This window comes from Chryseobacterium sp. A301 (assembly GCF_054489425.1).
In genome coordinates, this window is record NZ_JBTMWY010000001.1 from 472,863 (window position 1) to 498,357 (window position 25,495).

General features: G+C 42.0%; 23 protein-coding genes and 1 riboswitch. Of the genes, 15 read left to right on the forward strand and 8 right to left on the reverse strand.

What is annotated here, in order from left to right; genetic code table 11:
- Positions 1 to 15: 15 nt before the first annotated feature.
- On the forward strand, positions 16 to 453 hold the full coding sequence (locus ACX3PU_RS02255) for an OsmC family protein (RefSeq protein ID WP_459083278.1): 438 nt from the start codon (positions 16 to 18) through the stop codon (positions 451 to 453).
- Here ACX3PU_RS02255 and ACX3PU_RS02260 read toward each other — a convergent pair.
- Positions 450 to 3,056 carry an MGH1-like glycoside hydrolase domain-containing protein gene (locus ACX3PU_RS02260; protein ID WP_459083279.1) on the reverse strand — a complete coding sequence of 869 codons (2,607 nt, stop codon included), beginning with the start codon at positions 3,054 to 3,056 and terminating at the stop codon, positions 450 to 452. The genes ACX3PU_RS02255 and ACX3PU_RS02260 overlap by 4 nt on opposite strands.
- Positions 3,057 to 3,445: 389 nt before the next feature.
- Positions 3,446 to 3,550: riboswitch (SAM riboswitch) on the forward strand.
- Between the two features lie 54 nt (positions 3,551 to 3,604).
- Between ACX3PU_RS02260 and ACX3PU_RS02265 the strand changes: the two genes are divergently transcribed.
- From ACX3PU_RS02265 to ACX3PU_RS02290, 6 genes are read left to right on the forward strand one after another with little or no spacing between them, the layout of a single operon-like run.
- Positions 3,605 to 4,549 carry an alpha/beta fold hydrolase gene (locus tag ACX3PU_RS02265; protein ID WP_459083280.1) on the forward strand — a complete coding sequence of 315 codons (945 nt, stop codon included), beginning with the start codon at positions 3,605 to 3,607 and terminating at the stop codon, positions 4,547 to 4,549.
- Positions 4,546 to 6,084: an ACT domain-containing protein gene (locus ACX3PU_RS02270; protein WP_459083281.1), complete on the forward strand. Its 1,539-nt coding sequence runs from the start codon at positions 4,546 to 4,548 to the stop codon at positions 6,082 to 6,084. Before ACX3PU_RS02265 ends, ACX3PU_RS02270 begins: the two co-directional genes overlap by 4 nt.
- 24 nt (positions 6,085 to 6,108) lie before the next feature.
- Positions 6,109 to 7,278 carry a trans-sulfuration enzyme family protein gene (locus ACX3PU_RS02275; RefSeq protein ID WP_459083282.1) on the forward strand — a complete coding sequence of 390 codons (1,170 nt, stop codon included), beginning with the start codon at positions 6,109 to 6,111 and terminating at the stop codon, positions 7,276 to 7,278.
- Positions 7,268 to 8,305: a homocysteine S-methyltransferase family protein gene (locus ACX3PU_RS02280; RefSeq protein WP_459083283.1), complete on the forward strand. Its 1,038-nt coding sequence runs from the start codon at positions 7,268 to 7,270 to the stop codon at positions 8,303 to 8,305. The genes ACX3PU_RS02275 and ACX3PU_RS02280 overlap by 11 nt, the downstream gene beginning before the upstream one ends.
- Before the next feature lie 40 nt (positions 8,306 to 8,345).
- Positions 8,346 to 11,015: a methionine synthase gene (metH, locus tag ACX3PU_RS02285; RefSeq protein ID WP_459083284.1), complete on the forward strand. Its 2,670-nt coding sequence runs from the start codon at positions 8,346 to 8,348 to the stop codon at positions 11,013 to 11,015.
- A gap of 39 nt (positions 11,016 to 11,054) precedes the next feature.
- A complete protein-coding gene (locus tag ACX3PU_RS02290; RefSeq protein WP_459083285.1) occupies positions 11,055 to 12,011 on the forward strand; it encodes a methylenetetrahydrofolate reductase in 957 nt (318 codons plus the stop codon).
- Between the two features lie 10 nt (positions 12,012 to 12,021).
- Here ACX3PU_RS02290 and ACX3PU_RS02295 read toward each other — a convergent pair whose 3' ends face one another.
- Positions 12,022 to 13,173 (reverse strand): hypothetical protein, encoded by a 1,152-nt coding sequence (locus ACX3PU_RS02295; protein WP_459083286.1) that lies wholly within the window; start codon positions 13,171 to 13,173, stop codon positions 12,022 to 12,024.
- A gap of 12 nt (positions 13,174 to 13,185) precedes the next feature.
- Complete coding sequence (locus ACX3PU_RS02300; RefSeq protein ID WP_459083287.1) at positions 13,186 to 13,665, reverse strand: hypothetical protein; 480 nt, start codon at positions 13,663 to 13,665, stop codon at positions 13,186 to 13,188.
- Between the two features lie 75 nt (positions 13,666 to 13,740).
- Between ACX3PU_RS02300 and ACX3PU_RS02305 the strand changes: the two genes are divergently transcribed.
- The 4 genes from ACX3PU_RS02305 to folB are packed head-to-tail and all read left to right on the forward strand — an operon-like array spanning position 13,741 to position 16,595.
- The gene (locus ACX3PU_RS02305; protein ID WP_459083288.1) at positions 13,741 to 14,598 is read left to right on the forward strand and encodes a YicC family protein; all 858 of its coding nucleotides are present in this window, start codon (positions 13,741 to 13,743) and stop codon (positions 14,596 to 14,598) included.
- A complete protein-coding gene (gmk, locus tag ACX3PU_RS02310) occupies positions 14,598 to 15,176 on the forward strand; it encodes a guanylate kinase (protein WP_459083289.1) in 579 nt (192 codons plus the stop codon). Before ACX3PU_RS02305 ends, gmk begins: the two co-directional genes overlap by 1 nt.
- 31 nt (positions 15,177 to 15,207) lie before the next feature.
- On the forward strand, positions 15,208 to 16,227 hold the full coding sequence (gene nadA / locus ACX3PU_RS02315; protein ID WP_459083290.1) for a quinolinate synthase NadA: 1,020 nt from the start codon (positions 15,208 to 15,210) through the stop codon (positions 16,225 to 16,227).
- Positions 16,228 to 16,238: 11 nt separating this feature from the next.
- A complete protein-coding gene (folB, locus tag ACX3PU_RS02320; protein WP_459083291.1) occupies positions 16,239 to 16,595 on the forward strand; it encodes a dihydroneopterin aldolase in 357 nt (118 codons plus the stop codon).
- A gap of 75 nt (positions 16,596 to 16,670) precedes the next feature.
- Here the strand turns inward: folB and ACX3PU_RS02325 are convergent, their stop codons facing one another.
- On the reverse strand, positions 16,671 to 17,672 hold the full coding sequence (locus tag ACX3PU_RS02325) for an LLM class flavin-dependent oxidoreductase (protein WP_459083292.1): 1,002 nt from the start codon (positions 17,670 to 17,672) through the stop codon (positions 16,671 to 16,673).
- 93 nt (positions 17,673 to 17,765) lie between these two features.
- Positions 17,766 to 19,892: a helix-turn-helix domain-containing protein gene (locus ACX3PU_RS02330; RefSeq protein WP_459083293.1), complete on the reverse strand. Its 2,127-nt coding sequence runs from the start codon at positions 19,890 to 19,892 to the stop codon at positions 17,766 to 17,768.
- An 86-nt stretch (positions 19,893 to 19,978) separates the two neighbouring features.
- Between ACX3PU_RS02330 and ACX3PU_RS02335 the strand changes: the two genes are divergently transcribed.
- Positions 19,979 to 20,455 (forward strand): hypothetical protein, encoded by a 477-nt coding sequence (locus ACX3PU_RS02335; RefSeq protein ID WP_459083294.1) that lies wholly within the window; start codon positions 19,979 to 19,981, stop codon positions 20,453 to 20,455.
- A gap of 55 nt (positions 20,456 to 20,510) precedes the next feature.
- Here ACX3PU_RS02335 and ACX3PU_RS02340 read toward each other — a convergent pair whose 3' ends face one another.
- Complete coding sequence (locus ACX3PU_RS02340; RefSeq protein WP_459083295.1) at positions 20,511 to 21,026, reverse strand: gamma carbonic anhydrase family protein; 516 nt, start codon at positions 21,024 to 21,026, stop codon at positions 20,511 to 20,513.
- Between the two features lie 102 nt (positions 21,027 to 21,128).
- Here ACX3PU_RS02340 and ACX3PU_RS02345 point away from each other — a divergent pair, with 102 nt between their 5' ends.
- From ACX3PU_RS02345 to ACX3PU_RS02355, 3 genes are all read left to right on the forward strand, one after another.
- On the forward strand, positions 21,129 to 22,010 hold the full coding sequence (locus ACX3PU_RS02345) for a NifU family protein (protein ID WP_459083296.1): 882 nt from the start codon (positions 21,129 to 21,131) through the stop codon (positions 22,008 to 22,010).
- A 45-nt stretch (positions 22,011 to 22,055) separates the two neighbouring features.
- Positions 22,056 to 23,075, forward strand: a complete 1,020-nt coding sequence (gene hemH / locus ACX3PU_RS02350; RefSeq protein WP_459083489.1) for a ferrochelatase — start codon at positions 22,056 to 22,058, stop codon at positions 23,073 to 23,075.
- 85 nt (positions 23,076 to 23,160) lie between these two features.
- Positions 23,161 to 23,793, forward strand: a complete 633-nt coding sequence (locus ACX3PU_RS02355; protein ID WP_459083297.1) for an MBL fold metallo-hydrolase — start codon at positions 23,161 to 23,163, stop codon at positions 23,791 to 23,793.
- A gap of 44 nt (positions 23,794 to 23,837) precedes the next feature.
- Here ACX3PU_RS02355 and ACX3PU_RS02360 read toward each other — a convergent pair whose 3' ends face one another.
- Complete coding sequence (locus tag ACX3PU_RS02360) at positions 23,838 to 24,395, reverse strand: thioredoxin family protein (RefSeq protein ID WP_459083298.1); 558 nt, start codon at positions 24,393 to 24,395, stop codon at positions 23,838 to 23,840.
- A 90-nt stretch (positions 24,396 to 24,485) separates the two neighbouring features.
- Positions 24,486 to 25,421, reverse strand: a complete 936-nt coding sequence (gene miaA / locus ACX3PU_RS02365; RefSeq protein WP_459083299.1) for a tRNA (adenosine(37)-N6)-dimethylallyltransferase MiaA — start codon at positions 25,419 to 25,421, stop codon at positions 24,486 to 24,488.
- Positions 25,422 to 25,495 lie beyond the last annotated feature (74 nt).

A 25,495-nucleotide genomic window follows, 5' to 3' on the forward strand; every position in this document is an offset into this window, starting at 1 on the left:
TAAATACCCTATTTTATGCAAATTCATTTAGAACGAATCGACGAAAACTTTCTTTTTCAATGCACAAATGCATCTGGCAATTCAATTTTGCTTGACAATACCTCAAGAGAGGGTGCCAAAGGGGTTTCTCCTATGGAGACCGTACTTATGGCCGTGGCAAGTTGCAGTGGGATTGATATTGTTGCCATCTTACAAAAACAAAAGCAGGAGGTAACGTCTTTTAAAGCAGAGGTTACTGGGGATCGCGAACAAGTAGGAAGTGCAAAGCCCTTTAAAGCGATTTTGGTCAAGTTCTTTCTTGAAGGCGGTGTAGATCCTCAAAAAGCGTACAAAGCGGCTCAATTGTCCTTTGACAAATACTGTTCTGTCTCCAAGACGTTAGAGCCCAATGTAACCGTAAACTATGAAGTTCATGTGAATGGAGCCAAGGTGGAAGAAAGTGCGGTCAATTAACCTAACCGAGGTTGAATTAGTTTGGCAAGGGTAGCAGTCCAACCGCATTGATGGGAGGCACCTACCCCTCGACCATTGTCTCCGTGGAAATATTCATAGAACATGATGTAATCCTTGAAATGGGGATCGTGGTTGAATAAATCATTGTTTGCATTAAACGCTCTTTTGCCCATTTCATCTCGCGTAAAAATTGATTTTAATCTTTCGATTAGATCTGACGAAATAAAATCGAGGTTTCGCATTTCTCCGCTCCCTGTTGGGTATTCTACTTGGAGACTTTCGTCGTAGTAATAGTGGAATCTTTGAAGACTTTCCACAATGAGGAAGTTGATGGGGAACCAGATGGGTCCTCGCCAATTGCTATTGCCCCCAAACATGCTGCTATCGCTTTCTGCCGGTAAGTATTGGACTTTGAAGTGTTGTTTTTCAAAGGTGAATTCAAAAGGGTTTTCTTCATATACTTTGGAAAGAGAACGAACGCCGTAGGGACTTAAGAATTCTTTTTCATCGAGCATTCGGTTGAGGATTCGAGAAAGTCTTGTTTTCCTCAAGATGCTCATTAAATGTTTTCTGCCTTTTCCTTCGACTTCCCAATGCGATACCAAATTGGCTAACTCGGGCTTGTTTTTAAGCACCCATTCCATCCGTGTTTTGAAGTTCGGTAAACGCTCAAGCGTTTCATGTTCGATCACTTCCACGGCAAACATCGGAATGAGCCCTACGATACTTCTGAGCTTAAGGTTGACAGAATCTCCATACTGGTCTTGAAGGACATCGTAAAAGAACCCATCCTTTTCATCCCACAATCCGTCTTTATCGCCAATGGTCTCCATCGCTTCCGCGATGTAGAGGTAGTGCTCAAAAAATTTAATGGCCATGTCTTCGTAGACGGGGTTGTGAAGAGCTAGTTCCATTGAAATGCGCATCATGTTTAGAGCAAACATGGCCATCCAACTTGTCCCGTCTGCTTGTTCCAGGTATTGACCGTTTTGAAATTGCATGTTTCGGTCGAAGGCACCAATGTTGTCTAGACCTAAGAAACCTCCACCAAAAATATTGTTGTCGTTCGGGTCCTTCCGGTTTACCCACCATGTAAAGTTTAATAGAAGCTTTTGGAAGACCGCTTCTAAAAATGGTAGGTCGGGAGTTCCGTTTATCTTTTCATCAATTTTGAAGATTCGAAACGTGGACCAGGCATGCACGGGGGGATTGACATCACTAAAGTCCCATTCGTAAGCAGGAAGTTGCCCATTGGGGTGCATATACCACTCTTTGGTTAGGAGTCGCATTTGGTTTTTCGCAAATTCACTGTCAATAAGGGCAAAAGGTACACAGTGAAAAGCTAAATCCCAAGTTGCAAACCAAGGGTATTCCCATTTGTCTGGCATTGAGATGATGTCTTTGTTGTGCATATGTGACCACTCCTGGTTCCGTTGGTAGGTGCTTGGATCTCGAGGTTGTCCATTTTTCGGGTCTCCTTTAAGCCATTTGTTCACGTTGTAATGGTAGAACTGTTTGTTCCAAAGTAGTCCAGCGAAGGCTTGACGTTGAATGTTTCGTTCGTCAGCGTCTGGAATGACCTCTTGTAATTCCCCGTAAAATTCATCCGCCTCCTTTTTTCTAGCCTCAAAGACCGTGTCAAAGTCAAAAAAGGCATCTTGCATATCGTGGGGCGAGAGTCTAAACTCAAAGGTTTTGCTTTCTCCAGGACTTAGGATTGTATTCACTAAAAATGCAGCTTTCGTTCCCGTTTTGTTTGGATTGACGGTGTCTAACCCGTGCACCACATGATCGTTAATCCCGTCTTTGTAAAACCCGTCCTGCTGAGAAGAGCCGGATAATTTGGGTTTGTTCGTCTGGTTTTCACAAAATAGAGTGGTGGCTGTTTTGTCCTTGCTGTATAGATATTTATAGGGGAGAGATTCATGCTCAATTTCAATAACGCCTTCCTTACGATGCTTTAAATTGGGTTTGTAAGTGCCGTATCCCCAGTCCCAATTGTTTCGATACCATAAAGTCGGAAGCAGGGTCAGGGGGGCGGGCTCGTTACTGCGGTTTACGGCTGTAAGTCGTATAAGGATGTCATCGTGGTAGATTTTCGCATACTCAATAAAAAGATCTACGTATTTGTTGTCCTTGAATATTCCTGTATCGACGAGTTCAAATTCAGGATCCTTTTTGCTTCGTATGGCATTCTCATGAACGAGTTGTTCGTAGGGAAATGCATCAATTGGATACTTGTACACCATTTTCATGTATGAATGAGTGGGCGTGCCGTCCAGGTAATAAAAGATTTCTTTAATGTCCTCCCCATGATTCCCTTGATGGTTGTTTAAACCATAGAATCTTTCTTTTAGGATTTCATCTTTTTGATTCCAAAAGCTAAAAGCGAAACAAAGTAGCTGCTTTTCATCGCTAAGTCCTGCGATTCCGTCTTCACTCCAACGGTAAGTTCGGCTTATGGCTTCGTGGTATGAAGTATATCCCCATGCATTTCCATGATTGCTATAATCCTCTCTTACCGTACCCCATTGCCTGTTGCTTACATAAGGTCCAAATCTTCTCCATAATGGGTCTTTTAACCGCTTCTTTTCAATTGCCATAGTTCAGTATCAAAGTGCAAAATTAAGGGTTTTAGATTAATTTACGGAGTCCTCGCACGAAATGCTGTAACCTTCATATACTCAAAGTGAAACCGCTAAAATCGGTGCGCTACGGCTTGAATCGGAAGCTTAATGTAGTCCTGAGGAATGGAAAATTTGAAATGCATAAGAGCTAAAATGTTTTTAGTGGATACTTTTTGCTCGATCCAAACTTATTCAGTCCATTTGATGCCAGGTAGAAGGGTTTAGATAGTGGCGAGAATAGCTTCCAAAATGTCGATTTGAAAGAAGGTTTATCTTTTGTTTTTTTTAAAATCTCAAAAATTACTAGGTGGGTTCCTCAATTTTGTTCTATATTTGCGTCCAATTAGTTCATTCACATATTGAAAATGTTATCAAGAAAGGTGGAGGGAATAGACCCTATGAAACCTTGGCAACCTACCGCGATGCGGAAAGGTGCTAAATTCTACTCTTTAGCGAGAGGGAGATAACAGTAAATTCTTTTTACCTTTTTAGGTCGCATTTTCAATTTTTAAATCTTTTAAAAATTGAAGCCGACACTTTCTTTTATTACCATAACCGATTTTAGAACTTCCCTAGGGGAGAGTATATCTCTTACCTTGAGTTACGAAGTTTTTGGAAAACCTTTGGCCGAGGCGCCTGTGGTTCTAATTAATCATGCCCTCACGGGAAATTCAACGGTGGCGGGAGTAAAAGGGTGGTGGAATAAAGTAGTGTACGAGGGGGGACCCATCGATTTGAATCGCTACAGTGTTTTGTGTTTTAACATACCCGGAAACGGATATGATGGAATCGATCAAAGCCTTCCCTTCGAACTTGCACTTTCTGATATCGCTGCACTTTTTCTTGAAGCACTGTCTCAACTTAAAGTTACTCATCTTTATGCACTCATCGGTGGTTCGATTGGGGGCTCCTTAGGATGGGAGATGCTTGCGCAGTCTCCGAAATTTACCGATTTGTTTCTTCCCATCGCCTGTGATTATAAAACCACGGATTGGCTTTTTTCACAATGCCTTATTCAGAAATACCTTTTGTCTCATCCTGAAAATCCTTTGCATAAGGCGCGTGCCCACGCCATGCTTTGTTATCGCACACCTGAATCTCTTAACTCTCGCTTTCGAAGCGAAGTTTCCTCCGAAAGTGGCAAGCGCCGGTCCCAAGAATGGTTAGAATTCCATGGAGATAGATTAAACGAAAGATTTAGTTTAAAAGCTTATCGTTTGATGAATCGCCTTTTAACCACGATAATGGTTCAAACGGAGTCACTTCTTCAGATCGAAGCAAGAATCCATCTCATAGGGATTGACAGTGATCTGTTTTTTCCCGCGAAGGAGAGTAAGGACTGCTACGAGCTGCTTCTTGCCAATCAAAAGCAAGCAGACTATAGTGAAGTTCAGTCTGTTCATGGTCACGATGCCTTTCTTATCGAGTACACGCAATTAAATACAATTATAAATAAAGTCCTAGTATGAAAACCCAAAAAGAAGTGAAGCTATATAAAAACCGAGCGATTATTCGATTTGAAGGTGATGATTTTTTAGATCAAGTTGGTATTGACGGTAGAATTTTCAAAGCCTTAACCCTTGCTAGAATAAGTGTCGGGGTTATTTCTCAACAAGCCATTGAAAATGGACTCTCCATTTTAGTTCAATCCACAGATTCTCAAAAAGCCATCGAATGCCTTGAAAGAGAATTTCAAAAAGAGAGAGAAGAGCAGAAAGTACAGTCCATTTATAGCATTAATGCGGTCTCGGTTCTCGCCTTCGATTGTGAGGACTATAGCAGGCTCTCTCAGGAGCTGGGCCGTAACGGTGTGTTCCCACTCATTTTAAGTCAAGTGGCCTCTGAGAATCGAGTCAATATCGTGGTGAGCTCCTCGCAAGACGAAAAGTCAAAAAGCATTATTGAAAGTGAACTTTTTGGAAAACCGAAAGTGGTGCATCTCGCCATCATTGGACATGGCAATGTAGGAGGAACCCTCATCGAGCAGGTTTTAGGTTCTCAAAAAGAGATTCGCCGTAGAAAAAACTTAGATCTTCGGATTGTCGGGATTGCCAATTCTAAGAAACAGATCTTTAATCCTAGAGGAATTAACTCGGAGTGGCGAAGTGAACTTGAGTACAGTGATTCTGTGTCGGATCTTCAAACTTTGGTGTCCCAGCTACATCGCTACCAACTTGAAAACCTGATAGCGATTGACAATACAGGGTCCAGAGAATTTGTAGAACACTACCCGTATCTTGTTGAGAATGGATTTGACATTGTCTCTTCCAATAAAATATTCAACACCCTTCCCATTGAGAACTATCGCAGTCTTCGACGCTTGCTTGCGAAAAACACCAAGCGCTATTTATACGAAACCAATGTGGGAGCAGGCCTTCCGCTTATCGACACCATAAAATTACTGCACCTGTCGGGCGAAAACATAACTAGAATTAAAGGAGTTTTTTCAGGGTCATTAAGTTATTTGTTCAATCAATTTTCTCAAGGAGATCAGGCTCTTTCCGAGGTTTTGCAAGAGGCTATTGACAAAGGATTTACAGAGCCTGATCCCCGAGAAGATCTTTGTGGGTTAGACGTAGCAAGAAAACTTCTGATTTTGGCTCGTGAGCTTGACTTGGAAAATGAACTTGACGATATCAAAATTGAAAATTTGATTCCACCTTCTCTTCGAGTGGGTTCGAAAGAGAACTTCTTGAAGCGAATTCATGAGATTGATTCTCCGTATGAAAAACGTCGACAATCCCTGAAACCTGGACACGTCCTGCGATATGTTGGGGACCTTTCTGGTGATCTACAAAAAGAAAAGGGAGACTTAGAAGTGAAACTGGTAGAGCTTCCCGTCCATTCGCCTTTAGGACAACTTAAAGGATCGGATTCTGTCTTTGAAATCTATACCGAAAGCTACGGGGAGCAGCCTATTGTGATTATGGGTGCAGGTGCTGGCGCAAAAGTGACCGCGCGCGGTGTTTTTGGCGATTTGTTACGTATCAGTGAAACCAAGTAAATAGAAACTAAAAAAAAAATTGGAATGAGTACTCATTTTGAAACGGATGCCATCCGTTCACAGACTCCTAGAAGTCAATACGGCGAACATTCGTCCGCACTTTATTTAACCTCAAGTTTTGTCTTCGACGATGCCGAAGACATGCGAGCTAGTTTCGCCGAAGAGAAGGAAAAGAATCTTTACAGTCGCTATAGCAATCCAAACGTCAACGAATTCGTTGACAAAATGGTATTGTTAGAAGGAGCAGAAAAAGGCTACGCATTTGCCTCGGGCATGTCTGCAATCTTTTCGACCTTTGGAGCACTACTAGAATCCGGAGACCAGATTTTGAGCTGTCAAAGTGTTTTTGGAGCCACCCATGCCCTCTTCACGAAATACCTTCCCAAATGGCAGATTGGAACTACCTATTTTAAAGCCGAGCGTCAATACGAGATTGAGAGTCTCATTACGCCTTCTACTAAAATTCTCTATGTGGAAACCCCAACGAATCCTGGAATTGAAATTTTGGATTTAGAGTTTTTAGGTGAGGTTGCAAAAAAAAGAGGGCTTATATTCATTGTGGACAACTGTTTTGCAACCCCTTATCTGCAGCGCCCTATAGAATTTGGAGCGGATGTCGTCGTGCACTCGGCTACCAAGCTTTTAGATGGGCAGGGACGTGTGCTAGGAGGGGTCGCAGTGGGATCTAAAAAATACATTGATCTGATTTATGCATTTTCTAGGCTTACGGGTCCCTCTCTTTCTCCCTTCAATGCATGGGTATTAAGCAAAAGCTTAGAAACCCTTGCTGTGCGTGTAGAGAAGCACTGCGAAAATGCGCTGAAAGTCGCAGAGTTTTTAGAATCTCATCCCAAGGTGGAAAAGGTGAATTATCCCTTTCTAGCCTCTCATCCAACTGTGGAAATTGCCAAACGTCAAATGAAATTGGGCGGAAATATTGTGGCATTCGAAGTAAAAGGAGGCATTGAAGGAGGAAGGCGTTTTTTAAATAACGTAAGACTCTGTTCCTTGTCTGCTAATTTAGGAGACACCAGGACCATCGTCACGCATCCTGCGTCGACCACACATTCAAAGCTCCTCGAATCGGAACGTATGGAAGTGGGCATTTCCCCTGGACTTGTTCGCTGCTCTGTGGGATTAGAGAATATAGAAGATATTATTAAGGACTTAAAATTAGGTTTGGATGGGAACTAAAAAACGGACTCTTTTGAAAAATAGTGAAGCTTTATACAAAGCTTTAAATGAGAGGATTCTCCTTTTGGATGGAGCTATGGGAACCATGCTTCAACAATATAAGTTTTCCGAGGCTGATTTCCGCGGTGTTCGGTTTGCGAATTGGGAATCGGACCTAAAAGGAAACAATGACCTTCTGTCCCTTACGCAGCCTGCGGCAATTCGGGCAGTTCACAAAGCGTATTTAGAAGTGGGTGCCGATATCGTGGAAACCAATACATTTTCTTCTACAACAATTGCGATGGGAGATTACCGGATGGAAGAACTTGTGTATGAACTTAATTTCGAATCGGCGCAGATTGCACGAAAAGTGTGCAATGAATTTACGGCTAAGGATCCGAGTAAACCTCGGTTTGTTGCTGGTGCTATGGGACCTACAAACAAAACCGCTTCCTTATCCCCTGATGTAAGCGATCCGGGATATCGAGCGATCACTTTTGAAGAGTTGAAAACGGCCTATTACCAGCAAGCCAAAGCCTTGGTTGAGGGAGGTGTTGATTTGCTGTTGGTTGAAACCGTCTTTGACACCCTCAATGCAAAGGCCGCCTTGTTTGCGATTGATTTGTATCGAGAAGAATCAGGAAAGGAGGTTCCTATTATGGTTTCTGGCACCATCACAGACCAATCGGGTAGAACCTTAAGTGGCCAAACCGCGGAGGCCTTTCTAATTTCCATTTCCCATTTGGATCTTTTAAGTGTAGGATTTAATTGTGCACTGGGCGCGCAGCAACTCCTGCCTCACTTGGAAACGCTTTCTCAAAATTCAGAGTTCTGTATTTCAGCTTACCCGAACGCGGGATTACCCAATGCTTTTGGAGAGTACGATCAAAGTGCGGAGCAAATGGCTAAGGAAGTAAAACAATATGCTGAGAAGCAGCTTGTAAATATTGTGGGAGGATGTTGTGGGACCACTCCTGCCCACATTGAGGCTATTGGGAACGCACTAAAAGGATATAAGCCTCGAAGAGCAATGAAAGAGGCTCTTTAAAAATGAATTTAAACAATTTGAAAATTAACTTTCTACGAAAATGAAGTATTTAAAATTATCCGGTTTAGAACCCCTTATTGTGACTCCTGAAAGCAATTTTATCAATGTAGGGGAAAGAACCAATGTGGCAGGAAGTAAGAAGTTTCTTCGTCTTGTGAAAGAAGGAGATTTTAACGAAGCCCTAAGCGTGGCTAGAGATCAAGTCCAAGGAGGTGCCCAAATTTTGGATGTCAATTTTGACGATGGACTGCTTGATGGAAAGGCGTGCATGGTGAAATTTCTAAACCTTATCGCCTCAGAGCCTGATATTGCGCGTATTCCGGTGATGATTGACAGTTCAAAATGGGAGATCCTAGAAGCGGGTCTTCAAGTGATTCAAGGGAAGGGAGTGGTGAATTCCATCAGTTTAAAAGAAGGAAAAGACTTGTTTTTAACTCAGGCTAGAACCATCAAACGCTATGGGGCTGCCGTTGTGGTGATGGCTTTTGATGAGCAGGGACAAGCGGATTCATTTGAAAGACGAATTGAAATTGCCAAACGTTCGTATGAACTTTTAGTGAACGAGGTTGAGTTCCCACCTGAGGATATTATTTTTGATCTAAATATTTTCCCTGTTGCTACAGGAATGCAAGAGCATAGACGAAATGCAATTGATTTCTTTAAGGCGGTGGCTTGGGTCAAAGAGAATTTGCCTTACGTTTCTTTAAGTGGAGGCGTTTCAAACGTTTCCTTTTCTTTCCGTGGAAACGACCGGGTTCGGGAGGCCATGCATTCCGCTTTCCTTTACCATGCCATCAAGGCAGGTATGAACTTAGGCATCGTGAATCCGAATCTGCTTGGGATCTACGATGAGATTAAGCCAGATCTTTTAACCTTAGTGGAAGATGTCTTATTAGACCGAAATGAAGAGGCTACGGAGAAACTTGTGGAATATTCCATGACGCACGATTCTAGTGTTAAGAAGCTAGAAGAAGATCTAGCTTGGCGCGAAGTTTCCTTACAGGATAGAATTAATCACGCGCTGGTAAAAGGGATCGATCGTTTTATTCTTGAGGACATCGAACAAGCAAGGAGTGAGGCGGAAAACCCTCTTCATGTAATCGAAGGCCATCTTATGACCGGAATGGGAATTGTGGGCGATTTGTTTGGTAGCGGGAAGATGTTTTTGCCTCAAGTGGTCAAGTCCGCGCGTGTCATGAAAAAGGCTGTAGCCTATTTACAACCTTTTATAGAGGAGCGAAAGGACGGTTCTAAACCAAGCAACGGTAGAATTCTGTTAGCAACCGTAAAAGGAGATGTACACGATATTGGGAAGAATATTGTGGGCGTGGTTCTAGGGTGCAATAATTATGAAATCATTGATTTAGGAGTGATGGTGCCCCCTCAAACCATTATTCAAACGGCCATTGAGCAAAAGGTGGATGCGATTGGTCTAAGTGGACTTATAACACCCAGTTTAGACGAGATGGTGCATTTGGCACAGGAACTAGAGCATCAAAAACTTGATTTTCCGCTTTTAATTGGTGGAGCCACCACTTCCAAAGCGCATACAGCCGTGAAAATTGATCCGGGATATAGCCGGGCTGTGATTCATGTAAACGATGCTTCGCGAGCCGTTGGAGTTGTAAGTCGACTAATCGGGGAAAAGAAAGAGTCCTATAAAGACGAATTAAAACTAGAATACAAAGATTTCCGGGAGAAATTTCTAAGTCGCCAAGTAGAAAAGAACTACGTAGAGTTGGCCGTGGCCAGAGCACAAAATTTCAAAGTGGACTGGGAAAAGAATCCGCCCGTTTTGCCTCGTAAACTAGGAGTACATGTACTTGAAGATCAGGATTTAAGTGAACTAATCCCTTATATCGATTGGAGTCCCTTTTTCCGGACGTGGGAACTGCACGGAAGGTATCCAGACATTTTACAGGACGAGGTGGTGGGTGAACAAGCAAGAGAACTCTTTAAGGAAGCTCAGGAGAAACTTTCTGAAATCATAGACCAAAAGCTCTTGAAAGCAAAAGCTATTTTTGGGCTGTTTAAAGCCAATTCAAATCAGCAAGATGACATTGAAGTAAGTGACAGCGCCGGAAACTATTTAGCAAAATTTCATACGCTTCGACAACAACTCGAGCGATCCAAAGGGAAGGAGTACCACGCACTTTCCGATTTTATCGCTCCCAAAACTTCGGGTATTCAAGATTACGTAGGTTGTTTTGCCGTTTGCACAGGTTTTGGTTCAAGTGAATTAGAAGCCAAATACCATGAGGATCACGACGATTACAATGCGATTCTCGTAAAATCTTTAGCCGATCGTTTGGCAGAAGCCTTCGCGGAATTTTTGCATGAAAAAGTTCGAAAAGACTATTGGGGGTATGCAACCGAAGAGGAGCTAGACAACGAATCGTTGATCAAAGAAGCTTATGAGGGCATTCGGCCTGCACCCGGATACCCCGCCTGCCCAGATCACCTCGAAAAAGAAACCATTTGGAAACTCCTTGACGTGGAAGAAAAAATTGGACTCACCCTGACTCCAGGTCTTGCGATGTTCCCAACAGCCGCTGTTTCTGGTTATTACTTTGCTAATGCGCAAAGCAAATACTTTGGGGTCGGGAAAATTACCCCGGAGCAACTAGAAGAGTATGCAAGCCGTAAGGAGGTGGATGTAAGCTATGCTGAAAAATGGCTTAAACCCAATTTATCTACCCATGCACTATAGAATAAGATCAAGCAATTGCAAAAAGAATTCCCTTAAACCATGAAAATTACAGAGCATATAAAAGCCGCAAAAGATAAGACCCTTTTTTCCATCGAAGTCATACCCCCCACTCGAGGAACAGGAATTGAGGATTTGTATAGTCATATTGATCCTTTAATGGAATTCAATCCTCCTTTTATTGATGTGACCACTTCAAGAGAGGAATACGTGTATTTGGAAAAAGCAGGGGGGTTAATGGAACGCCGAATTACGCGCATGAGACCTGGGACCCTTGGGATATGTGCTGCGATACAACATAAATATAAAGTCGATACCGTACCTCATGTGCTTTGCGGTGGATTTAGCAAAGAAGAAACCGAGTATTTGCTTGTTGATTGTCTTTATCTTGGAATTGAAAACATCATGGCCCTTCGTGGAGATGCAAGAAAAGGAGATGTTCATTTTGTTCCAAGCAGTGGAGGTCATTCTCTCGCAAAACACCTCGTGGAACAGATTAATGACATTGGTAGGGGCAAGTATTTAACTGACAATGAGCGATGCGACTCAGAGAATAAATTTTGTGTGGGTGTGGCCGGTTATCCCGAGAAGCATATTGAGGCTCCTTCACTTGCAACCGATCTCCAAAGGCTTAAAGAGAAAGTAGAAGCTGGGGCAGACTATGTCGTCACACAGATGTTTTTTGACAATCAAAAATACTTTCAGTTCGTCGAGAAAGCTCGTGAGATTGGGATTACAGTGCCAATCATTCCAGGGATTAAACCCATTGCGATTCAAAGTCATCTTTCCATGCTACCGAAGACATTTAAAATCGATCTTCCGCAAGACCTTGTTAAAGAAGTGGAAATGGCTACGAGCAATGCCATGGTAAAAGAAATTGGAATTCAGTGGGCTATCCAGCAGTGCAGAGAACTTAAAGAGGCAGGTGTACCCCTACTTCATTTTTATTCTATGGGAAAAAGTGACAACATACGTAAAATTGCCTGCTCTTTATTCTAAGAGCAGGGATTTACACATCCGTAAGGCGCTTGAAGGGCTTTTCGCGATCGAAAAGGTAACGATTGGTGGCTAGTTTTTTAGTCACCGTCGTATCTAGTGCTTCTGCAATTTTGATCATCTTGGGATTGAAATCGCCAATCCATTGCAGTTCGGTTTTTTCAAAATCGGTATGCTTTCGTAAATGTTGAGTGCCTTCCCAAATCATATAGCCATCTAGCCCCGTTTTTTGCCATTCCGGTACGATACCAAAAACGATACCCACCATTGTGGTGTTCTTTTTGAATCGTTTAAGCCAGAGGAATTGGAGTTTTTGGAGCAGTCCGAATCGCCCTTTTAAGTATTTGAACCACTGGTTGACATCGGGAAGATTAAGCCACATCGCAATGGGTTCATCGTTATGATAGACAAACCAAGAAATATGTTCGTTTATGAGAGGCTTCATCGATTTGAACATGCGAAGCGCTTTTTTGGGATCCATTTGTTTCCCTTCTCCATGCGAGGCCCAAGCCGCGTTGTAGACAAGAGTGAAATCCTTCGCGAATTTCTCAAGTTGGTTTCTTTTAAGAGAGACGGCCTTTAATTCAGGATTTCGCGAATGCTTTTTATGCATAAGGGTGAAAAGTCTAGAAACCTCACCGTGTACGGGTCTCGAAAAACAAAGTTGATTGAAATAGACCTGAAATCCATAATTTTCAAAAAGGGACTGGTAATAAGGTGCATTGTAATTCATTCCATAGAGAGGCTCCTCAAATCCTTCAATTAAAACGCCCCAAAATTTATCTCGCTCCCCAAAGTTAATGGAACCGTCCATTGCCTCCATCCCCCGATCTTGCAAATATTTTTTTGCGAAATCAAAGATGAAATTGGCTGTATTCTGATCGTTTATGCAATCAAAAAATCCGATTCCTCCTGTGGGTTGGTCTTGAGAGTATTTTGCGTTGACAAAGACCGCGACTTTTCCTAGGGTCTTATTTTCCTTATCTACAAAAAGAAATCGCTCACAAGTACCCGACTGAAAAAGCTTGTTTTTTTTAGGATTGAAGACGGCTTCAATATCCCTATCTAGGGGACGAATATAATGAGGATCATCCGCATAGAGTCGTGCAGCGAATTCAAGAAATTCTCGCTTTTGATTGTCATTTTGCACTTTTACTGCCTTCATCTAAATCCGAATTTAGTATACAGGACAGTGCTGTACACCCACTGTACTTATTTTTTGTGTTTTGTCTTTGAGGATGAATTCTACGTTTGGAACCATCCCGTAGAGACAATCCGAAGTCATTTCGTTAAAGCTTCCATTTTCTGCGATCACTTTAATCTGTGGCCCACTTAAGATATAATTGTTCTCCGAGAATTGCATTTTTGTGAGGCCATAGGATTTGCCCTCTACGACTGCTTCTCCATTCTGCGCCTGCAAATCGTAGGATAGAATCACGTTTTGGTCTTTTTTAAACTGGAGTTTGCCCTGTGCCGACTGCTCATTTAGCGCTGTGGCAAGAGAATCCGCTTTTAATTGATCCGTAAAGGCAAGAGAATCGCTTGTCGTACTAGGGATTTGTAAGGTGTCCACTATAGGGGTGTCCGCCACAGGAGCTTCCTTTTTACATCCTGCTAAAAATAGAAAAGCGGTGAGAAATAATAAAATTCGTTTCATTCGCTAAAAATAGGAAATTTCTAGCAGCTGGACATTCCTTTAAAAGTGTTAAATTTGTGCATCTAATAGTAAACTATGATTTTATCGATGACCGGCTTTGGTAGAGCCGAAGGTATATTTGAAGGCAAAAAAGTCACTGTGGAGATTAAGTCTCTCAATTCCAAGGGTATGGATTTAAGTATGCGTGTGCCCATGCGATATAAAGAAAAAGAATTTGAAATTCGTAAAGTGCTAAACGATCAAATCGTTCGAGGCAAAGTGGATTGCTACATTAACAGCGAAACTTTGGAAGACCATCAAGAGGTTCGCCTTAGTAAATCTTTGCTTGAGGCCTATATGCAAGAGCTGAAAAATGTCGCGTCTGACGGTCCCGATTTTGAGTATTTAAAAATGGCCATTCGAATGCCTGAGGTTATCTCGTCGAAATCAGACGTGCTCACCGAGGAAGAGTGGGAATTTTTAAAGAAAGTCCTTCAAGAAGCGATGAGTACCTTCCAAGCCTTTAGAGCAGAAGAAGGTCGGATTTTAGGGGAAGAACTGAAAAGCAATTTGCTATTTATCAAGCAGTATCTTGGCGAAGTAGAACCTTTTGAAAGCGTACGAATGGATGCTGTTAAGCAGCGTTATGAAACGACCTTAAAGGAGTTCGAAGCGGTCGATCAAACGAGGTTCTATCAAGAATTAGCCTATTACACAGAAAAGTTAGATATTGCGGAAGAGAAAGTTCGCTTAACTCAGCATTTAATCTATTATCAAGAGGTCTTAGAGACCGAGAATCAGAACGGAAAAAAACTCGGGTTTATCGCCCAGGAAATGGGTCGTGAGATTAATACACTTGGTTCGAAAGCGAATCATGCAGAGATTCAAAAACTTGTGGTGAAGATGAAGGACCATTTGGAGAAAATCAAGGAGCAAACCTTAAACGTACTATAATGGAGAAAGGGAATAGCAAGGAAAAAGTGATCGTCTTTTCCGCTCCTTCCGGAAGCGGTAAAACCACACTTGTGAAACATGCCTTAGGGGTTTTTGACCAGCTTGAATTTTCAATTTCCTGCACGACCAGAGCACCAAGAGGTGAGGAAATCGACGGTCAGGATTATTATTTTTTATCAATTGAAGAGTTTCAAAATGCAATTGCGAAGGACGCTTTTGTAGAATACGAAGAGGTTTATGAAGGAACCTTTTACGGTACCCTTAAAAGCGAAGTACAGCGGATTTGGGCTCAAGGGAAAACAGTGATTTTTGATGTGGATGTAAAAGGTGGGATAGCCCTAAAGCAGTTTTTTGGAGAAAAAGCCCTGAGTCTGTTTATTACCGTCCCTAGTATAGAGGAATTGGAACAAAGATTGATTAATAGAAAGACAGAGGATAGGAAGACCATAGCGATGCGTGTAGAAAAAGCAGCTTATGAAATGAGCTTTCAGCCTCAATTTGACCAAATTTTAGTGAACAAGGAATTAGACAAGGCCCAAACGGAGCTCGAGAGTCGAATTAGGGCGTTCTTAGCCTAAGTTTTCCTTTCAACGAATAGAAACAAAAAGCATGAGTACAGAGAATTTTCAAAAGGCCATAGCGAATTTACCCGTAAAAGGTTTTTTAGACATTAGCGATATTGCAATTCCGCAAGGAGAGGCATTAGTAGAGGCTATTTTAGAGCTAAAGAAGGAGAAAAATGCGGTGATTCTCGCCCATTACTACCAGCCACCTGCCATTCAGGACATCGCTGACTTTTTAGGGGACTCCCTGCAGTTAGCGCGTCAGGCCAAAGATACCGATGCGGATATGATCGCTTTTTGTGGTGTTCATTTTATGGCGGAAGCGGCTAAAATCCTTAATCCCACTAAAAAAGTAGTGCTCCCTGATTTACAAGCGGGATGTTCTCTTGCGGACGGTTGTAGCGGGGAAGGACTAAGAGCCATGCGGGAAAAGCACCCAAGTGCTTTAATTGCCACCTATATTAATTGCAATGCTGAAACGAAAGCAGAAAGTGATATTATCGTGACAAGTTCCAATGCGGAAACCATCATTAATTCTTTACCGAAGGATAAGCCGCTTATTTTTGCTCCTGATAAAAACCTAGGTCGATACCTGATGAAAAAGACAGGACGTGATATGATTTTATGGGATGGGAGTTGCATTGTTCACGAGGCATTCTCCATGGAGAGAATCGCGGCTCAGATGGCTGAGCATCCCAATGCGAAGCTAATTGCGCACCCGGAAAGCGAAACGCCTGTCCTTGATCTTGCTCATTTTATTGGGTCTACTTCCGCTCTGCTCAATTTCGTGGAAAAAGACGAAGCTACTGAGTTTATCGTAGCGACGGAGGAAGGAATCCTTCATGAGATGCGCAAACGAGCACCTGAGAAAACGTTGATTCCGGCCCTTGTTTTTGACGAAAGCTGTAATTGTTCTGAATGTTTCTTTATGAAAAGAAATACACTTGAAAAATTATATTTGTGCATGAAGTATGAGCTTCCTGAAATCACAATGGACGAAGATCTTAGACTCAGAGCACTTGTACCCGTAGAAAAAATGTTAGAACTTTCCCAATCGGTTAAATAGTGGCGGGCTCTATGGCAAGAATCATTCTAGAAGATGTAAAAATCTATGCGTACCATGGTGTACTAGAAGAGGAGACTCTAACGGGTACTTATTATCTTCTGACTTTGGAGCTGCATGCCGATATCGAAAAGGCGGTTGCGTCTGACTCCCTTGAGGACACAATAAATTACGCGATTGTAAATGACATTGTGCATGAAGAAATGAAAATTCCTTCCAAGCTTTTAGAGCATGTTTGCGGACGTATCTTAAATAAGATTCATCTAGAATTTCCCCAGGTGGAGTTTATGAAAATCAAACTGACTAAAACCTCGCCGCCCATGCGTGGTGAGATGCGTGGTGTTAGTGTGGAAATTGAGAGGAGTTACTAGTAGCTTCCGGTACTGAATTTACTGCAATTAAAATGAACAAGCCCTAGACAACGTCTGGGGCTTGTTCTGTTTTTTTTAGTTGCTAAGTTCACCCACCACTTCTTTAAGGATTCGATACGATTCTTTTCGAGCATTCTCATCGAAGATAGCAGAATTGATCATGATTTCGTCTACGTTAAATCGTTCTTGGAACTCTGTAATTTGCGTTTTCACTCCTTCTTTGCTACCAATGAAACTGTATTTTAATTTTTGCATTAAATGGGCTTTTTCTTGAGGGCTCCAGATCGCATCCATATCGTCTACGGGTTTTGCATAGGGTTTTCTTTCGTTTCGAATTAGACCTAAAAACGTAAGGTATAAAGTTGAGGATATCTTTTGAGCTTCTTCTTCTGTGCTCGCTGCCATCCCATTTACACAAGCAATTGTATAAGGTTTTTCAAACTGAGCACTCGGCTCAAAGCGTTCGTGATAGATTTTAAAAGCTCTTTCCATCATCTCTGGTGCGAAATGACCTGCAAAGGCATAAGGAAGACCTAATTCTGCTGCGAGATAAGCACTATCCGTTGAGGAGCCTAACATATAGATGGGGATGTTGCTCCCTTCTCCAGGGATGGCCCGCACAAGAGCGTTACTGTTTTCAGAGGAGAAATAGGTTTGAACCTCATTAATCTGCTTTGGAAATTGCGTGTTGATTGTCATGGGGTTTCTGCCAAGTGCTTTGGCGGTATAGCCATCGGTACCCGGCGCACGACCTACTCCTAAATCAATGCGGTTAGGATAAAGTGCTTCTAGGGTTCCAAATTGCTCCGCAATCACTAAGGAAGAGTGATTGGGAAGCATCACTCCGCCTGAACCTATACGCATGGTTTTCGTTCCGGAAGCAATGTATCCGATTAAAACGGAAGTAGCGGAACTGGCAATGCCTTCAAAATTATGGTGCTCTGCGAGCCAGTAACGGTGATAACCTAAAGACTCAACATATTTTGCTAAATCCATGCTTTCATTCAAGGCTTCTTTGACAGAACAGCCTTCCTTTATGGGAGCGAGATCCAGAACGGATAATTTAAATGCTTTCATATAATTCAATTAATCTGTTAAGATACGAAGGCTTTTTCTGCATACAAAACGGATTCAATTCAAAAAAGCTATAAGCTTAGGTTGAACTATATATCAGTCTTCTTTTGGAGAGAAAAAGGAGCTTAACAATCTAATTTCTCCGTATTCGAATTCAGGGGGAAGAATCGCTTTCCACTCATTTAAAGTCTGCTTAGGCTCTTTTGAAAATTGAGATTCAAATGTCTTTATCTTCTCTTTGGGCAAGAGTCGCAAAAGATCCTGCATATCTAAAGATCCGTTCTGAGCAAATTTATCAAAATGCCCAATGAGTGTGGCCCGAATAAGTCCTCTGTGTTTTTCAATCTCCGTAAGTGTTTTGCCTTCTTTAAAGAGCTGCCAAGTCATTTGGTGGCTAGGTATCTTAACTACTTTTGTACTTAGATCCAGATCGGTGTCCGAGTCTAAAAGTGGAGTGTCAAGAAGTTTAAGGTCTCTAAGGTCCTGCAAGTAATTTTGAAAGTCTTCAAGTAGATCTTTCGTTTTTTCGTTAAATCCTTTTAAACCACTGACTCCCTTCGTATGCGAATAGAACAGTTTGAAGGGTTGGAAAAGATTTTCGTGAACGCTTTTGAAGAAGAATTCGGTGGCTCCTTTTGTTTTAAGATCTAGCGCTTCCCATAGAATTTCTCCCGCAAAGAATTTCTCCTTCATTTGGGGTAGAATGCGAAAGAACTTTTGATAGATTGCCCCTAGATGCTCAAGTTCTTTCTGGCTTCTAAATTCTAAAGATTTGACATCGCTTTGGTCGATATTTTTACTTTCTCTTGCCACTTTATGCCATACGCTCAATTCTTTTTTCGCCCAAGTTATGTCAAGCTTTTGCAAGATTTTTGAGATTGTGAAATCGTATTTTTCCCGTTCTAAAATCTCTTCAATCCTATCGTTTGCGTGCGTAGAGTCCTGAAAGCTTGCGATTCGACGGTCCGAAAATATGACCTCTGGAGTGATTTTAGACTTAAGCACAATACCTTCTAAAGTACGACAACGAGAGAGCGCTACATATACCTGACCTGAAACAAAAGAATTTCCCGCATCAATGATTACGTTTTCAAAGGTAAGCCCCTGGCTTTTGTGAATGGTAACTGCCCAAGCTAGGCGAATCGGGTACTGCTCAAAGCTTCCAAGTACGTCCTCTTTAATGTTTTTATTTTGATCAAGTGAATAGGATTTCTGTTCCCATACTTCTTTTTTAAGCGTATAAAGAGATTCACTCCCTTCAATCTGTACTTTAATTGAGTCCTCCGAAAGGGATTGTACCACGGCAAGTTTTCCATTGAAATAGCGTTTTTCAGCCGAGGCATCGTTTCGGATAAACATGATTTGAGCTCCCACCTTTAGTTCAAGATTGGTTTCACAAGGGTATTGGTTTTCTTTAAAATCGCCCACTATGCTTGCAGGGTAGAACTCGGAAGATCCTGGGAGCTCCTCTATTTTTTTTCGGTTAATGGCATCTGCCATTTTATTATGAGACGTGAGGTATACATAAGACTTTTCACTTGGCTCAAAATCGGGATCGTAACGCTCATTTAGGCGATCGAAATCAATGGCATCCACATCCGCGTCACGAATCGCATTCAAAAGATCAATGAAGTCCTGATCACTTTGGCGATAGACTTTCGTTAACTCCACCGTAATTAATGGCAAACCTTGCAGGACTTTCGCACTAAAGAAAAAAGGAGTAGGATAGTAGCGACCTAAGGCCTCTTGTTCACGAACCACGGGGGGAAGTTGATAAAGATCCCCAATGAATAACATTTGAACCCCTCCAAAAGGAAGAGGGGAGCGCCGTACAAAACGAAGCGAATAATCCATCATGTCAAGGACGTCTGCACGAAGCATGGATACTTCATCAATAATGAGAAGCTCTAATTCCCGAAGTAGTTTTAGTTTTTCTTTGCGGTATTTAAAATGTTGAAGTAAATCGTTTACATTGTTGCCTAGATGCCCGTCAATACGATCGATGGTTGGGAGAAAAGGTCGTAGGGGAAGGCCAAACATCGAGTGAATGGTGACCCCGGAGGCATTGATGGCCGCGATTCCTGTGGGTGCGACAACAATGTGTTTTTTGCGTGTTTTCTTGACCAGCTCGTTTAAGAAGGTGGTTTTTCCGGTGCCCGCTTTTCCGGTTAAAAAAAGACTTCGGTTGGTGTATTCCGCAAGCTCAAAAAGAGGTGGGTTCATGGCTCAAATTTAAAGAAAAAAAAGAGATTTTGTTCGGCCTGAATCTTGCTTCCTTTTCCTTAGATTTACGCCTTAATACTTTTTTTATGAACCGAATTGCCTCTTTTCTACTCCTATCTTTATTTTTGTTGGGATGCAAAACCAAGGACGTCGCACAAGACCAGGAGCGATTGCCAAAAGATGTGGCCTTAATGCCTGAAAGGGATTATACGGATAAAGAAGATATGGATATTGAACGAGACCGAGGATACCTTACCGAATTGAGAGCTTCGATTGCAGAACAAATCTCAAGTGTAAAATGCTCAGATCCCCTGCAATGGAGAGTGTCGCCTTTAGGGTCCAAAGCTTGTGGAGGGCCCGCTAGTTTCATTGCATACCCTATTGAACTAGAGGAAGAGCTTCTTCCTCAAATTTCGACATACAATCAGGCTAGCTCAAGTTTTAATTTAAAGTATGGAATTATTTCTGACTGTTCCGTTACTCAGGCTCCTGCTGGAATCCGTTGTGAAGAGGGAGTGGCTACTTTGTATTATGGGCAAAGTGCACTAGAGGTTACTCAATAAATAGAAATTGAAAAAGCCACAGATCTTGTGGCTTTTTGACTGCTTGCAGTTAATTTCACTCCTTATACCAATTTGAGTACATCACATAATTGTCTGCAATCCGATTTACTTCGCCTTCTAAAAGATCCACAGAAATGTCTTTTAGTTTTCTTGCCGGTGTTCCTGCCCAAACTTCACCTGATTTAATTCGGGTTCCTTGGGTAACTACAGAGCCTGCTCCTACAATTGAATTGCTTTCTATCTTGCAGTTGTCCATGACGATGGCCCCCATCCCGATTAGGACATTGTCCTCTAATGTGCAGCCGTGTACTATGGCATTGTGGCCAATAGAGACGTTATTTCCAATTACAAGTGGATACTTCTCATACGTACAGTGCAACATTACGTTGTCCTGGACATTCACTTGGTTTCCCAATTTAATGAAATTGACATCCCCGCGTATCACCGCATTGTACCAGATACTACAGTCTTTCCCCATCTGCACGTCTCCGATCACAGTAGCTGTTTCTGCTAAAAATGTACCCTCACCAATTTGAGGGGTTTTTCCTAAAAGTTCTTTTACAAGTGCCATGACTTAAATTATTTTATGATAAATGTTAATTGACAATCTCTACTGCACTTCAGCTTTTATGTGGGCTTAATTGCGTATTTTTGCTATTCAAATTTACGAAAAATGAGACAACTAACGATAGAGACTACTGCGAATCCAAAAGTAATAAAATTCGCAACCGATTATACCCTGATACCAGGCTCTTTAGAGCTAGATCGGGACACCGATAATTCAGAAATTCCCCTAGCAGGAGAACTTTTGAAGTTCCCTTTTGTTGAGAAAATTTTTGTCACGGCCAATTTTATTGCAGTCGCGAAAGCAGACGGTGTAGAATGGGACGCAGTTCAAGATCAATTAAAAGAGATTATTGAAGACCAACTGTTAGAAAACCCGAGACTTTACGCTAAAACGAAGAAAAGAGAGCTTTTCCCTGTCTATGCAGAAATGACTCCAAATCCTGCCGTAATGAAGTTCGTTTCCCAACGATTTATTTTGGAAGGATTTCTTGAAGTGAAATCCCGAGAGGCAGCTACTGAAGTTCCCTTAGCAAGCGCATTGTACGAAGAATTTGAATTTGTGACCGAATTGTTTATTTCAGACAATTTCGTGGCGGTTACAAAAGACGATTCCGTAGAGTGGCATCAGGTAATGGTGGCTGTGAGAGGATTTATCGCAGAATTTTTGCAAAGTGGAAATACAGTATCGCTTATCAAGGCGCAAAGTCACGAAGCACCTGCTATGGAGCGTATTCAAAGAGAATACACGGATGCAGAGCAAGAGATTTCCAATATTTTAGATGAATACGTTTCTCCTGCTGTAGAAAATGATGGCGGTAAAATTACTCTTATCGAATACGATGCTGACAGTAAGACTGCAAAAATGCTATTACAAGGTGCCTGTTCAGGATGTCCTAGCTCAACTGCAACCCTTAAAGGAGGGATTGAAAACATCCTAAAGCAATTTGTACCTGAGTTAGTGGAAACCGTAGAGGCGGTGAACGGATAGTCGAGAATCAAGATCCCTAGAAAGCAGAGACTTTTAGGACAAGAGATAATTATGAAGGGAATTTTATTAGTCAATCTTGGATCGCCAAAGTCGACCGAGGTAGAAGATGTCAAAACATATTTAGACGAGTTTTTGATGGACGAACGTGTCATTGATTACCGTTGGTTTTTTAGGAATTTGCTGGTAAGAGGCATCATCTTAAAAACACGTCCCAAGAAATCCGCTGAGGCCTATCGTTCCGTTTGGACGGACAAAGGTTCACCTCTTATTGTGATCACAGAGCAAATTAAAGAAAAATTGCAGCTCCTGGTCGATGTACCTGTGGCTGTGGGAATGCGGTATGCAGAGCCAAGCATTGAGACTGGGATTCGAGAGCTTGTGGAAAAGGGAGTCGATGAAATTGTCCTTTTCCCACTGTATCCGCAATACGCAATGAGTACCACAGAAACGGTTATCGAGAAGGCAAAAGAAGTACAGGCGCTAAAGTTCCCGAATGTGAAAATTAATTACGTTCCTGCGTTTTACGATAGGGATATTTACATTGATGCTCTTGCGAAAAGTATTGAGAAGGATTTGCCTCAAACGTTTGATAAATTGCATTTTTCCTACCATGGAGTTCCCGAAAGACATTTGCGTAAAACCGATCCCACCAAGACCTGTCGTATAGACAATTGCTGTCAAGAGGATTCTTTGCCTGCTCACAAATACTGCTACCGACATCAATGTTTCCGGACTACGGAACTTGTTCGTGAGCGTTTAGGGTTAAGCAAAGATCAGGTGGCAATTTCCTTCCAATCCCGTTTAGGAAGTGACAAATGGATTGAGCCCTACACCGACAAAACCCTAGAAACTTTCCCCAAAAACGGAGTGAAGAAAATCGCCATTTGCTGTCCTGCATTTGTGTCCGATTGCCTCGAAACTTTAGAGGAGATCGCCATCGAAGGAAAAGAACAGTTTACCCATGCAGGTGGCCAGGAATTTCAATACATTCCTTGTATGAATGATCAGGATCCTTGGATCCATGTAGTTAAAACCCTTTGCGAGGAGCAAATGAATTTTAACTAGTCCCAATCTAATCATCTAAAAGCTCATCAAACTCGCAAGTCTAGATGAGCTTTTTTAATAGACCCAATCCAATTACTATTCCCTTATGTTTGACTTTGAACCCTTTGCATTTAATCCTTTTTCTGAAAACACATATGTTCTCAATTCTGAGACTCAGGCCTGGATTTTAGATCCTGGCAATAGCAACGAAATAGAAACCAGAAGTCTGTTTGATTTTATTGAATCCAAGAATCTTACAGTAGAAGGGGTTTTACTAACGCATGCGCATATCGATCATGTTCTCGGGCTACAGGCGTGTGTAGACCGGTACAAGGTGCCGGTTTCTTTGCATGCCCTTGAAAAAGAGATTTTGGCCAGAAACCCTCTTGATGCTAGAAGATTTGGATTTGAGTTTGAAGCATTTCGTGGAGAAATTAAAGAGCTTACCGAAGGGGAGGTTTTGCATTTAAACGACCAGCATTTTGAAGTACTGCATGTTCCTGGACACTCTCCTGGACATGTGGCGTTTTACTCGAAGCAAAACAAGGCCATTTTCAGTGGAGATGTATTGTTTCAAGGAAGCATTGGACGTACGGATCTCTATAAGGGAGATCATCCGACACTTCTAAAAAGCATTGAAGAGAAACTTTTTACCTTAGATTCAGACACAAATGTATATTGTGGACACGGCCCCTCCACAAACATTGGGTTTGAAAAGCAGTATAATCCCTATTTCTAGGAGCGCGTTTTAGATAGATGAATTTTAAATAGAAAGAGAAATTCCTACTTCCATTTGATGCCGCATCCTAAGCTTGGTTTTTGAAAATCTTCCTGAGGGGCACCCGCAAGTAGGTTTTCAAAAGCTATAATTAAATCCTCGCCCGTGATTTCTTTTGTGTTGCCAGGTCTGGAGTCGTCCATTTGTCCGCGGTAAATAAGGTCCAATTTCTCATCAAAAAAGAAGAAGTCTGGCGTACAAGCCGCATCGTATGCTTTGGCAACCGATTGACTTTCATCAAATAAATAAGGAAAATCAAAACGGCGCTCAATCTGAAACTCAATCATTTTCTCTGGTGAATCTGCAGGGTACTTTTCAGCGTTGTTCGCGTTAATTGCAATGAACTCGATTCCTTGACCTTGATAGTCTTCATACAGTTCCGTAAGCTTGTCAATCACATGCTGTACAAAAGGACAATGGTTGCACATGAAAATAACAAGGGTTCCTTTTTCTCCTTTCAATTGCTCAAGGCTTTGAGTTTCTCCTTGTGTGGAAGGATTAGGAAGTTCGAAGTAAGGGGCTCTGGTTCCTAAAGGGAGCATATTTGAAGGTGTATCTGCCATGGGGGAAATGTGTTTTACTCGTGATTTCGAAAGTCAAAAATACTGAATTTTTTCCAATATAACCCTGCTCTTGGAAAGTGCTGGGATCTTTTAATTGTTAGTGCTAGATAGCGGCTCCATAGGTGCGAACGGATGGGTTTTCAAATACTGCATGCTTTGCTCAAAGGCATCGCTGTGGTCGACCCAAAAAATATCATTTTCCTTCCGGTACCAGGTGAGTTGACGCTTTGCAAACCGCCGAGAATTTTTCTTGATTTCTTCGACCGCATTTTCTAAGCTGCACAGGTTTTCAAAATATTGAAAAAGTTCACTGTAGCCTACGGTCTGTAAAGCAGGGTAGTCTTTGAAGGGAAGTAAAGATTTTACTTCTTCTAAAAGCCCCTTTCGCATCATCGTTTCCACCCGTTGGTTTATCCGCTCGTATATGAGCTCTCGAGGGGCTTTGATTCCAATTCGAATGGATTGAAAAAAACGACTTGATTTTGATTCTTGTAAGAGAGTAGAATAGGGAGACTTAGTTTGCCAGATGATATCAAGAGCGCGCAGCAGTCTACGGGGGTTTTGAAGGTCCACTTGATTATGGTATAGCGGATCTAACTCTAAAAGTAGATTTTGAAGGGCTTGCAGCCCTTTGGTTTGCCACAATTCCAGTAATTTCGCTTGGTTTTCATCGTTGGCAGTAGGTAGAGGGTGAAGTCCTTCTAGAACGGCTTTCTCGTACATCATGCTACCTCCTACCAGAATGAGAAGTGAGGACTTCTTAAACGAAATTTCGAGTTCTTCTACTACGTCATGTTCGTATTGGCCAATGGAGTAGGGCTCAGAAACAGACCTCTGTCCAATAAAATGGTGAGTAGCCTCTTGGAGTTCCTCCTTAGAGGGTGCCGCCGTGCCGATCGGCATTTCTTTGTAAAATTGACGAGAGTCACAAGAGAAAATCTCAGTTTTCAGCTCCTTAGCTAAATCAATAGAGAGTTTTGTTTTTCCGATTCCTGTCGTACCTACAATTGAGAGTAAAGTCTTCACGGCGTAAATTTGAGGAAAAATTTGGTAAAATAAAACCGACGAAGGAAATTCGCCGGTTTTGTTTTTGATTTGTT

What these genes read in the sequence shown, in the direction of transcription:
- metH (WP_459083284.1), top strand. Translation starts at nt 8,346, where the DNA reads ATGAAGTATTTAAAATTATCCGGTTTAGAACCCCTTATTGTGACTCCT.
- ACX3PU_RS02300 (WP_459083287.1), bottom strand. Translation starts at nt 13,665, where the DNA reads ATGAAACGAATTTTATTATTTCTCACCGCTTTTCTATTTTTAGCAGGA.
- ACX3PU_RS02355 (WP_459083297.1), top strand. Translation starts at nt 23,161, where the DNA reads ATGTTTGACTTTGAACCCTTTGCATTTAATCCTTTTTCTGAAAACACA.
- ACX3PU_RS02255 (WP_459083278.1), top strand. Translation starts at nt 16, where the DNA reads ATGCAAATTCATTTAGAACGAATCGACGAAAACTTTCTTTTTCAATGC.
- ACX3PU_RS02270 (WP_459083281.1), top strand. Translation starts at nt 4,546, where the DNA reads ATGAAAACCCAAAAAGAAGTGAAGCTATATAAAAACCGAGCGATTATT.
- ACX3PU_RS02275 (WP_459083282.1), top strand. Translation starts at nt 6,109, where the DNA reads ATGAGTACTCATTTTGAAACGGATGCCATCCGTTCACAGACTCCTAGA.
- ACX3PU_RS02305 (WP_459083288.1), top strand. Translation starts at nt 13,741, where the DNA reads ATGATTTTATCGATGACCGGCTTTGGTAGAGCCGAAGGTATATTTGAA.
- ACX3PU_RS02335 (WP_459083294.1), top strand. Translation starts at nt 19,979, where the DNA reads ATGAACCGAATTGCCTCTTTTCTACTCCTATCTTTATTTTTGTTGGGA.
- ACX3PU_RS02280 (WP_459083283.1), top strand. Translation starts at nt 7,268, where the DNA reads ATGGGAACTAAAAAACGGACTCTTTTGAAAAATAGTGAAGCTTTATAC.
- ACX3PU_RS02340 (WP_459083295.1), bottom strand. Translation starts at nt 21,026, where the DNA reads ATGGCACTTGTAAAAGAACTTTTAGGAAAAACCCCTCAAATTGGTGAG.
- ACX3PU_RS02260 (WP_459083279.1), bottom strand. Translation starts at nt 3,056, where the DNA reads ATGGCAATTGAAAAGAAGCGGTTAAAAGACCCATTATGGAGAAGATTT.
- ACX3PU_RS02330 (WP_459083293.1), bottom strand. Translation starts at nt 19,892, where the DNA reads ATGAACCCACCTCTTTTTGAGCTTGCGGAATACACCAACCGAAGTCTT.
- nadA (WP_459083290.1), top strand. Translation starts at nt 15,208, where the DNA reads ATGAGTACAGAGAATTTTCAAAAGGCCATAGCGAATTTACCCGTAAAA.
- ACX3PU_RS02290 (WP_459083285.1), top strand. Translation starts at nt 11,055, where the DNA reads ATGAAAATTACAGAGCATATAAAAGCCGCAAAAGATAAGACCCTTTTT.
- ACX3PU_RS02360 (WP_459083298.1), bottom strand. Translation starts at nt 24,395, where the DNA reads ATGGCAGATACACCTTCAAATATGCTCCCTTTAGGAACCAGAGCCCCT.
- folB (WP_459083291.1), top strand. Translation starts at nt 16,239, where the DNA reads ATGGCAAGAATCATTCTAGAAGATGTAAAAATCTATGCGTACCATGGT.
- ACX3PU_RS02325 (WP_459083292.1), bottom strand. Translation starts at nt 17,672, where the DNA reads ATGAAAGCATTTAAATTATCCGTTCTGGATCTCGCTCCCATAAAGGAA.
- gmk (WP_459083289.1), top strand. Translation starts at nt 14,598, where the DNA reads ATGGAGAAAGGGAATAGCAAGGAAAAAGTGATCGTCTTTTCCGCTCCT.
- ACX3PU_RS02345 (WP_459083296.1), top strand. Translation starts at nt 21,129, where the DNA reads ATGAGACAACTAACGATAGAGACTACTGCGAATCCAAAAGTAATAAAA.
- ACX3PU_RS02295 (WP_459083286.1), bottom strand. Translation starts at nt 13,173, where the DNA reads ATGAAGGCAGTAAAAGTGCAAAATGACAATCAAAAGCGAGAATTTCTT.